This window comes from Streptomyces sp. NPDC030814, from assembly GCF_055572155.1.
In genome coordinates this window covers 194,337-204,493 of sequence record NZ_JBVIDX010000009.1, presented here as the reverse complement: position 1 = coordinate 204,493, position 10,157 = coordinate 194,337, and the positions used below count along the sequence as shown (strand labels likewise).

The 10,157-nt window shown below is 71.0% G+C and carries 8 protein-coding genes; 2 read left to right on the top strand and 6 right to left on the bottom strand.

Annotated features, from left to right (window positions below; translation table 11 throughout):
- Positions 1-99: 99 nt before the first annotated feature.
- The 6 genes from ACZ43N_RS20980 to ACZ43N_RS20955 form a co-directional block, all read right to left on the bottom strand.
- Positions 100-432 (bottom strand): hypothetical protein, encoded by a 333-nt coding sequence (locus ACZ43N_RS20980; protein ID WP_468099499.1) that lies wholly within the window; start codon positions 430-432, stop codon positions 100-102.
- Between the two features lie 68 nt (positions 433-500).
- On the bottom strand, positions 501-2,219 hold the full coding sequence (locus tag ACZ43N_RS20975; protein ID WP_468099303.1) for a hypothetical protein: 1,719 nt from the start codon (positions 2,217-2,219) through the stop codon (positions 501-503).
- A 2-nt stretch (positions 2,220-2,221) separates the two neighbouring features.
- Positions 2,222-3,124 (bottom strand): carbohydrate ABC transporter permease, encoded by a 903-nt coding sequence (locus ACZ43N_RS20970; protein ID WP_468099301.1) that lies wholly within the window; start codon positions 3,122-3,124, stop codon positions 2,222-2,224.
- Positions 3,121-4,032 carry a carbohydrate ABC transporter permease gene (locus ACZ43N_RS20965; RefSeq protein WP_468099299.1) on the bottom strand — a complete coding sequence of 304 codons (912 nt, stop codon included), beginning with the start codon at positions 4,030-4,032 and terminating at the stop codon, positions 3,121-3,123. The genes ACZ43N_RS20970 and ACZ43N_RS20965 overlap by 4 nt, the downstream gene beginning before the upstream one ends.
- A gap of 126 nt (positions 4,033-4,158) precedes the next feature.
- Positions 4,159-5,481 (bottom strand): extracellular solute-binding protein, encoded by a 1,323-nt coding sequence (locus ACZ43N_RS20960; RefSeq protein WP_468099298.1) that lies wholly within the window; start codon positions 5,479-5,481, stop codon positions 4,159-4,161.
- A gap of 277 nt (positions 5,482-5,758) precedes the next feature.
- Positions 5,759-6,880, bottom strand: coding sequence for an ROK family protein (locus tag ACZ43N_RS20955; RefSeq protein ID WP_468099296.1), 1,122 nt, complete (start codon positions 6,878-6,880; stop codon positions 5,759-5,761).
- Between the two features lie 240 nt (positions 6,881-7,120).
- Here ACZ43N_RS20955 and ACZ43N_RS20950 point away from each other — a divergent pair, with 240 nt between their 5' ends.
- Positions 7,121-8,032, top strand: coding sequence for a BadF/BadG/BcrA/BcrD ATPase family protein (locus tag ACZ43N_RS20950; RefSeq protein ID WP_468099294.1), 912 nt, complete (start codon positions 7,121-7,123; stop codon positions 8,030-8,032).
- Positions 8,033-8,121: 89 nt separating this feature from the next.
- Entirely contained in the window at positions 8,122-10,032 is a 1,911-nt protein-coding gene (locus ACZ43N_RS20945) for a phosphatase PAP2 family protein (protein WP_468099293.1), read from the top strand.
- The last annotated feature ends 125 nt before the right edge of the window (positions 10,033-10,157 follow it).

Sequence of the window (10,157 nt, the reverse complement as noted above, 5' to 3'; positions counted from 1 at the left end):
CGAAAAAACCGAAAACAAGGGGAGAGAACAAAAGAAACCCCCCCCCCCCGCTCCCCCCCCCCCCCCCCCCCCCCCCCCCCCGCCCCCGTGTTTCGGGTCTCAGGCGAGCAGCGTGAGCAGCGGCTCGCCGCGGGCCAGGTCGCGCGGGGCGGCGGTCCGCAGTCGGACCCTCAGGTCGGGGTGGCCGGGGTTGTCGAGGCCCTCGCCCGGCCCACGCCCGAGGGCGACCTCGAACACCCCGACCGCGTCGACGACATCGGCGACACCTCCCTCGGCGTCACCTCTCCCGGCGTCACCTCGCTGCCGGCCCTCGCCCCGCACCGTGCCAAGGCCCTCCGGCTGCCCCTCGGTGACGGAGGCGAGGACGTCGTCGTACGCCTCGGGGGTGGTCGGCGGGTCGTGCAGAGGGCCGCGCTGGTGGGTGAGGCGCACTGGAGGGGACGTGCGGTGACGGGGATCAGCCCTTCATGCCCGGATGGCCACGGCGTGGTTCGTCTCCGTCACACGATGGGGAGGGGCCGACGGGCGCGCAGCGCGACGGTCAGTGTGTGCGGGCCCTGCCCGCCGAGGTAGACGCGGTTCCCGGCCGTGGCATCGGTGCCGCCCACCACGGTGTAGTCCTGACCCGGGTCGTACCGCAGTACGTCGCCACGGTCAGGTCCGGCCAGCGGTTCTCCTGCCTCGATGTCGGCCTCGACCCGGATCTCGTCCTCGCCGACCCGGTAGGTCATGGGCCCGGTGGTCAGGCACCAGCGTCCGTCGCCGATCGGTACGGCGCCCTCGGGCACGCCGCCGGGTCGGAAGGTCAGTTCGAGGGCCCAGGGCACCCGGGGTCCGCTGAGGTCGATCCGCAGGTCGGCGCCGTCCTCCCGCAGGTCCACCTCGACGCGGGTCGTGTGGGAGACCTCGTCCCGAGGCCGGTCCGGGAAGGCCATCGCGGCCGAGAAGCGCCCCTCGTCCACCAGCCGGTAGACGCCGTCGTCGCGTCTGTCGTCCTTGGAGAGCGGCTGGTAGTAGGCGGCGGTGAGGGTTTCGGTGAGGCGGTACCGGTGGTCGGCGGTCTGTCGCATGTCAGCGGCGCGGAACGGTCCCAGGTCGAAGAAGCCCCGCGAGAGACGGACCGCGTCCAGGACGGCGTCGCCGGAGAACAGACGCAGGAAGGTGGGGTTGCAGGCGAGGCCCGAGCGGATGCGCCGGTGCGCGGGCACGTCGGAGCCGCCGTACACCACCGTGTGGGCGGTGGCCGAGGCTCGGGCGGCGAGACGTGCGGTGGTGAGGTATCGGTGACGCGGAAGGGTTTCCGTGGCCGGGGCCGGGAGGGCGCGGCCCAGGTCCGGGGTGAGGAGGGTCTGGGCGAGCAGGTCGGCGTCGTCGATGCCGCCGGCTGCCGCCAGCCGTGCCGCCCGAGCGAAATCGCCGCGGCCGGTGCGGATCGCGAGCAGCCGGTAGTGGGGCAGGTAGGGCGCCAGCGGGAACGGGTGGTGCTGGTCCTGGCGTCGGGAGTGGACGGTCTCCACCGTGCCGTCCGGCCTGATCAGGTCCAGGGTCGTGGTGAGGTTGCGTTCGACGGCGTCCGACAGGTCGGCGCGGCCGAGCACATCGGCCAGGAGCAGCAGCGACGGGTTGGACACATGGGCCGCGTAGTTGGCGCTCCGTTCCGAGTACAGGCCCTCCGCGTCGATGTCGACGCCCTCCGCGAGCCACTCCTCGACGCGGTCGAGCAGCCGGCCCTCCGGGAACGACCTGTGCAGCCGGGCGAGCGCCGCGCACAACTCCCAGCGATGGTTCGGGGTGTGCACCCCACCGGTCAGGAGGCTGCCGGTGGCGGCGCCGGCGATCTCGGCGAGCGTCGCCGTGACGTCGCGCAGGTCCGGCCCCGCGCCGGCCGCGAGGACGTGCGCGTCGCACACGTCGTTGACGGTGAACGCGGAGTCCGGCGGTGACTGCACGTTGTCGCCGCCGGCGAAGAGGCCGGTGGCGGTCTGTGCGGCCCGCAGGGCGGCGAGGTGGGTCATCGCGGCGGCGACGGCCTGATCGCTGCCGTGCAGTGCCGAGTCCGGGGACCGGTATGCCGCGACCAGGGTCTTCACCCGGCGGGCCAGAGCGCGGTGGGCCGCACCGGCGGGTTCCACGTCAGGGCGGGCCGCGAGCGGGGCGGCCTCCCGGTCGGCGGCGCGGGCCGCCCCGCGGACGAAGTCGTGGTCGATCGGGGTGGGCAAGGTCAGTCCTTCAGTCCGGCATTGATGTCGGCGTTCATGACGTAGCGCTGGAAGACCAGGAAGACGACGATCAGCGGGATCATGGAGATGACCGATGCGCCGAGCAGAACCGACCAGTTGATGTTCTGCGCGCCGACGATGCTCTGGATGCCGATCTGCACGGTGAACTTGTTGGGGTCGTTGAGCATCAGCAGCGGCCAGATGTAGTCGTTCCACCGCCACTGGAAGGACAGGATGGCGAGGGTCAGCATGATGGGCCGGGAGAGCGGCACCATGATCCGCAGGAAGATCGAGAGTTCGCGCGCGCCGTCGATGCGTGCGGCTTCCACGAGTTCGTCGGGAACCGTCAGGAAGAACTGGCGGAACATGAAGCATCCCGTCGCGGTGAGCACGGCCGGGAGGATGATGCCGCCGAACGAGTTGTAGAGGCCCAGGTCGCGGACCACCAGGAACGACGGGGCGAGCATGACCTCGCCCGGCAGCATCGTGGTGGCCAGGATGCAGACGAAGAAGGCCTTGAGCCACCTGTTGTCGTACTTGGCCAGCGCGTACCCGGTGCAGCAGCTGACTCCCACCGTGAGGATCGTCGTGATCACGCACACGATGGTCGTGTTGATGAAGTACTGGGAGAAGTTGGCACTGCGCCACGCCGTCATGTAGCCCGACAGGGTGGGGTCGTCGGGAACCAGCGACAGCGGATAGGAGAACAGGTCGCTGGCCGGCTTGAGGGAGCTGAGGATGAACCACAGCACCGGCAGCCCGTACAGGCAGGCCAGGATCCACAGCAGTGTCGTCGCGGGCACCGGCCGCCGGAGGCCACCGCCGACCGCCCTGGGGGGCGTGATCTTGGAGACGGCCCGTCCGGAACCGGTGTCGACCGGGCGTGGCATGTCTGTGGTTGTCATCGGTTCTCCACCCGCCGGTTGACGATCAGCTGGATGATCGCGACGGCCATCAGGATGAGCATGAGCACGAATGACGCGGCGCTCGCGTAGCCGATCTGGCCTCGTTTGAAGCCGGTCTCGTAGATGTACTGGACAAGCAGGTTGTTCGAGGTGCCGGGTCCGCCGTTGTTGAGGGCGACGAACACCGGGTACTCCTTCATCGCGTTGATCGTGTTGAGCAGGATGACGATGAACGAGGTGGGCGCGATGCTCGGGAGGGTGATGCTGAAGAACTGGCGCCACGGGCCGGCGCCGTCGAGCGACGCCGCCTCGTAGTACGACACCGGTACGTTCTTGATCGCCGCGATGAACAGCAGCATCGTGAAACCCGTCCACATCCAGGACGCCGCCATCACCACCACCAGCAGCGACAGGTCCGCGTTCGACTGCCACGGAACGGCACTTCCGCCGAGTTCGCCGATGATGTAGTTGACCAGTCCGAAGTTCTCACCGAACAGCCACCGCCACAGGACGCCCACGACGATGGGCGACAGCAGCCATGGGATGAAGAAGATGACGCGGGCGACCGACGAACCCTTGGCGTGCTTGTTCACCACCAGGTTGGCGGCGAGCAGCGAGACCGCGAAGTTCAGCGGCACGAAGAGCACCGTGTACAGCAGCGTCCGGGTCAGCGCGTCGTAGAAGGTGGAGTCCCCGACCAGTTTGTCGTAGTTGTCCAGTCCGATGAACTGGAACGCGCCCACTCCTGTGTAGTTGGTGAAGGAGTAGAGGAGCCCGATCACCGCCGGCCAGACGAAGAACAGCGAGAAGAGCACGACATTGGCCGCGATGAGGACGAGCGGAGCGAGGGTGTACTTGCTTCGTCTCCTGGGCGGGCTCACGGACACGTCCGAGGCGCGTTTTGTCATCTTCCTGACTCCGTGCTGGTGGATGGGGTTCCGGTGGGCTCGGGCCGTGAGCCCGGCATCACATGGGGCCCGACGGGCCCGGGCGGCGGTGTCTCGACCCCGCCGCCCGGGCCTCGGAGCCTATGATCAGCCGCCGACCTGCTGGTTGTAGCCGGCCACGATGTTCTCCAGGGCCTTGTCGGCCGACTGCTGGCCGTTGATCGCCTTGGCGAGCTCCGTCTTGGTCGGGTCCTCGGTGAGGCTCTTGCCGTTCAGCACCCACTGCGTCTGCGCGCTGTTGAAGTAGCCGGAGATCGGGTCGTAGAGCGGGATCGACTCGTTGTACAGCTTGAACGCCGCCTGCGCCGCCTCCGACTTGAAGGGGTACTTCGGGTTCAGACCGCTCTCGACCGGCAGGAAGCCGGATGCCTCGCACAGGGCGCGGTAGTGGTCCGGCTCGTACAGCCAGGACAGGAACTTCTTCGCGGCGGCGGCCGCATCGGCGTTGTTGTTGAAGCCGACGGTCATGCCGCCGCTGTTGACGTCGCTGGCCTGCACCGGCTGGGCGGGAGTCGGGACGCTCGCCCACTCGAACTTCTTGATGCTCTCCGCGAAGGCGGGAACCTGCCACACACCGGACCAGTAGGCGACCACGTCACCGCTCTGGAACATGGCGGACGGGTCGGCGCCGCTGGTCCACACCGACTTCGGCATGGTCTTGTCGTCGTTCCACCCGACGAAGGTGTTCACGGCCTTCTTGGTCGCCGCGTCCACCGAGAACTTGCCGGAGTCGTCCGCGTGGACGTACTTGCCGCCCATCTCGTACACCATGGCGCGCAGCCGGGACGGCGACTGGTCGAAGGTCAGCGAGTACTTGGCCTTGGTCTTCTCCCGGACCTTGTTCGCCGCCTTGATGAACTCGGTCCAGGTCCAGGTCTTCTGGGGCGAGGTCGGGTAGGAGACGCCGGCCTTCTCGAAGAGCGACTTGTTGATGAACATGCCGGACGCGGTGACGTCCGAGGGGATGGACAGCACCTTCCCGGACTTGTCCTTCGCCAGGAAGTTGGCGTTGATGTTGTTGCTCTTCTTGCCGGCGATGGAGCTGAGGTCGATCAGCTTGTTCGACCAGATCGGGTCCAGCGCCGGGACGGCGGCCACGTCGGGCAGGGAGTTCGCCTGCGCGGCGTTGTGCAGCTTCGCCGTGTAGCCCTCGTAGGGGATGTTGACGAGCTTGACCTTGACGCCCGTCTCCTTCTCGTACTGCGCCACCATCTTCTTCCAGCCCGCGTCCTGCCCCGGAACCGTGGAGATCCAGAACGTCAGCGACTTGGAGGTCCCGCCCGATTCGGATCCCCCGCCGCACGCCGAGAGCAGCAGGCCACCTGCCGTGGCAACGGCAGCGAGGGGAACCAGGCGGCGCATACCGCCGCGGCCGAGTCGGCGGGAGCGCCGCACACCCACAGTGATCATCTTCGTTCCCTTTTTCGTCGTAGGGGACAGAGCACGGCGCCGACCGAGGCGGCACGGGTGCAGTTTGCAGGTGAAGTCGCTTTCCGGGGGCGCGGCCTCGCCCGGCCGCGTCGTCCACGCGGGGCGGTATCCCCGGCCGCTGTGGCCGTCACCGCACGGGCACGCCCCTCGTGCGGTTGCCGTACGTCTCGTACGGGCGGGAGACTCGCCCCAAGCCAGCGTCCCGGCCGACTTAGAAAGCGCTTGTCCGGACATTGGCAGATGTCGGTGGAGTCCGTCAATCCTTCACCCGCACCCCTCCGGTCACGGTTTGGATTCCTCGGGCCACAGCCAGCCGACTGGCCCCCACGACAGTGCCGCTCTCGCCCAGCGCGCTGCTCACCACCTCGGTGGGCCAGCTCAGCCGGGCCAGTTCGGCCCGTACACCGGGCAGGAGCTGCGGGTTCGACCCGACGGCGCCACCCAGGACGATCAGGCCGGGGTCGAGCACGGCCGTGGCCGCGGCGGCCAGCCGGCCCACGTCGGCGGCGTGCCGGCCGACTACGTCGCACGCCCTGGGGTGGCCCTCGTCGGCGAGGCCGAAGAGCCGCTCGGCGGTGTTCGGACAGGGCCCGTCGGCGTCCTGCCAGGCGGTCGCCGCCCGCCGGAGCAGGGACCCCGCCCCGAGGTGCGCCTCCAGGCCCTCGTGGCGCGGTTCCCGGTCCTCGTCCCACGGGTAGGGCAGCCGGGCCACCTCACCGGCGGCGTGGTTCGCGCCGCGCAGCACCTGGCCGCCGATGACCACGCCGAGGCCGATGCCCACGCCGATCCGCAGATAGCCGAAGGTGTCCCGGCCGCGGGCGGCGCCCTCGTGGAGTTCGGCGAGCGCGGCGCAGTTCACGTTGTTCTCGAGGTGGACCGGGACGCCGGGCGGCAGGGCGACGGACATGGCATCGAAGACGGGGCCCGCCTTGGCGGTCGCCGGGCGTTCCCCGCCGCCCTCGCGGCCCCGGGTGGTCACGTCGCCGACCGCCACGACCACGGCCCTCAGCGGGGCGTCCGGCGGCAGCTCGGCGAGGACCTCGCTCACGACGCCGGCGGCGTCTGGGCGGGAGCCGGCGCCCTCGGCGAGCAGGGTGCCGTCGAGGGCGCAGCCGCGCACCCGGGTGCGGCTGGGGCCCAGGTCGACGGCGAGCACAGCGCCGGCGGCGGCCCCGAGGACGTAGACGGCGGCGGAGCGGCCGGTGCCGCCGGAGGCGGTGCCGGAACGGGCGGCGAGTCCGGCCGCCTCCAGCTCGGCCACGGCGGACGAGACGGTCGGCTTGGACAGGCCCGCCCCGGCGGCCAGTTGGGGGCGGGTGGCGGTGCACGTGGCCGCCAGCACGGCGAACACGGTGCGGGCGCTCTCGCTCAGGTACATGGTCTCCCCAGTCGTGCCGCGGCGGTCCGCACGGGTCGTGCGGCATCCGGGTCCGAACCTCTTGACGCTCTCTAATTCGTTAGTTAATTTCCTAACGAAGTCAAGCGGTACTCGCCTGCCGCACCAGCAGAGGCCCGTCCCGGGGCTTCCCGAGCACCCCCCACTGACATTTCTGTGTCCAGGCACGGTTCGCCCGCCGTCGCAGCGCCCTTCGCAACGCAACGACGAGAGAGGCCTTCCGTGCAGGACTGCAGACCCGCGGTCGGTATCGACGTGGGCGGCACCAAGACCCATCTCCGTGCTGTCACGGGGACGGAGCGCGTGGCCGACCACGTCCGTACGAGCCATGGCTGGCGACCGCACGATCCGGCGGCTGCCGCCAAGTGGCTCGCCGCGCTGGTCGAGGAGGTGCTGCCCGCGCGCGTCGCACCGGCCGCCCTGGCGGTCGGCGCGCACGCCTGCGAGACCCCCCGGCAGTGCGAGGAGATCCGCCTCGCCCTGGAGGCCCGGCTTCAGGTGCCGTGCCTGGTCGTGGGGGACGCCGAACTGCTCGTCCCGGCCGCCGGGCTCGCCAAGGGCGCGGCCCTCGTCGCCGGCACCGGTTCGGTGGCGGTCGGGCGCCGCGCCGACGGCACTCCGGTGCAGGTCGGCGGCTGGGGCGCGGTCCTCGGGGACGAGGGCGGCGCGGCCGGACTGGTCCGCGAGGCGGCCCGTGCCGTCTGGGCGGCGCACGACCGCGGGGAGGCCCCCGACCCGCTGGCCCGGCTGCTGATCGCCTCGTTCGACGTGCGCGAGGTCCCGGCGCTGGGCGCGGCCCTGGAGAGCGCCACGGACGTGTCCGCCGAGTGGGGCCGGCACGCTCCTGTGGTGTTCGAGGCTGCCGAGCAGGGCTCCGTCCTCGCCCACCGGGTGATCGACGACGGGGGCCGCGCCCTCGCCTCGCTCGTCGAGCGGCTCGCCGCACGCGGCGTGGCCGTCGACGACGTGGTGGTCGCGGGGGGCACGATCCTCTCGCGGACCGCCCTGTACTCGGCGTTCGCCGTCGCCCTGACCCACACGCTCCCCCTCGCCCGGCCGCAGCCCCTCCAGGTGCCGCCGGTCGAGGGGGCGGTGGCACTCGCACGAACCCTCCTTCGACGGGCCGACTCCTGATCACCGCCCGGTCGATTGGTCATGTACTGGTCACACGTTCCAGTACTCAGCCCGCACGATCACCCCACCTCGAAAGGAGCGGCACCCCCATGCCGTCATCTGCCGGGCACCACACGCTCAACCGGCGCGTCTTCCTCAGGAACTCCCTCGGCGTCTCGGCCGGCCTCCTCGCCGCTCCGACCCTCGCGGACCTGTGGCAGGCCCCCGAGGCCAAGGCCGCCACGGCGTTCGCCGCGTTCGTGGACGACTACACGACCAACACCACGGCGAACCTGACGCCCGAGACCAACGCGGTGATCCGCGCCCTCGGCGGTTTCGCCGCGATCTGGAAGACCGGGGGCGCGTGGAACACCGGCACCCCGCTGCTGCCGGAGATCCTGCGCGCCAACATGCGCTACTGCGCCCGGGTCACCGCCCGGCGTACGGACGCCCAGGCCCGTCAGGCGTTCATCACCGACCGGCAGCACCAGAGCTACTCGGTGATCTCCGGCCTCGGCCCGCTCGCCGACCTCTACAAGGCGGGCGCCAAGGCGGTCACGGCGATCACCTCAGCGCCGGACGGCACCCCGCCCGGCAAGGTCAGCGACTCCGTGCCGGCCGACGCGCCCGCCGGATCGGCGAACGGCGCCGGGTCGACCACCTCCGAGCTCGGCCTGGTGGCCCAGTTGGTGAACGCGGTGCGCGGCCCGTTCGCGTCGAGCAACCCGGCCAAGTTCTCGTACCAGTACCCGCGGCCCTGGCGGATGAACGAGAACAGCGAGGTCGTGGACACCGGTCAGAAGGACGAGTTCGGCTTCCCGGTGTACGAGTCCGAGGTGATCGTCGCCCCGCAGCTGCTGCGCCAGCGCGGCGAGAACCCGGCCGAGGACGGCGGGTTCCCCAGCGGTCACACCAACGCCCTGCACCTCGCGGCCCTGGCCTACGCGTACGCAGTACCGGAGCGGTTCCAGGAGATGGTGACCCGCGCCTTCGAGACCAGCCACGACCGGATCGTCTCCGGCATGCACTCCGCGGTGGACGTCCTCGGCGGCCGGGTCATGGCCACCGCCCTGGCCGCCGCCGCGCTCGCCGACCCGAAGAACGCCGAGCTGAAGGCGGCGGCGCGCAGGCAGGCCGCAGAGTACTTCCGGGCGAAGACCGGCACCACGGCCGACACCCTGTTCGCGTATGCGCACTCGGCCGGCACCGACACCGACCCGTACGCCGACCGGGTGGCCAACGCCCGGCTGGTCGAGCCCAAGCTGACGTACATCCTGACCCGGCGCGGCCCCTCGAAGGAGCTGACCGTGCCGAAGGGCGCCGAGGTCCTGCTGGAGACACGACTGCCGTACCTCGACGCGGACCAGCGGCGTGAGGTGCTGCGCACCACCGCGCTGCCGTCCGGGTATGTGCTGCTGGACGGCTGGGAGCAGTGGGGGCGGCTGAACCTGTTCGCGGCGGCGGACGGCTACGGCGCCTTCGCCACGAACGTCACCGTCACCCTGGACGCCTCGCTCGGTGGTTTCCACACGGCCGACACCTGGCGCAACGACATCTCGGGGCCGGGCGGCCTGGTCAAGCGGGGCGGCGGAACGCTCACGCTGACCGGCGCCAACCGGTACACGGGCGGCACCACGGTGGAGGCCGGGGTACTCGCGGCAGGCTCGAAGGAGGCCCTCGGCCGGGGTGACGTCCGGGTGGCGGGCGGCACCCTCAGCACGGGCGACCGCACGGTCCGGGTACGCGGCGAATACACGCAGGCCGGTGTCCTCGACGTGACGCTGGACCGGGGCGTCGACCCGGCTCTGGTGGTGGACGGGCGCGCGGTTCTGGAGCGGGGCAGCGAGCTGGTCGTCCGCTTCGACGCCGAGCAGCCGCCGCGCTCGGGCAGCACGGTGGCGGTCATCGGGGCGCGGTCCCTGCGCGGCCGGTTCTCCGAGGTGACCGTCGCCGTCGAGGGCTGGACGGCCGAGCATGTGTGCACCGGGCACGGCGTGTCGGTGCGTCTGCGGAAGAAGTAGTCCGGGGAGGCGGTCGGGGGGGGGGGAGGCCTCCCCCGAGCGGCCTCCTCCAAAGTTGTACGCGCTACCTCTTTTGTTACGATAGGCCTTTCCGCGCCGCCCCGCCCCCGTTCCCCAACGGCGGT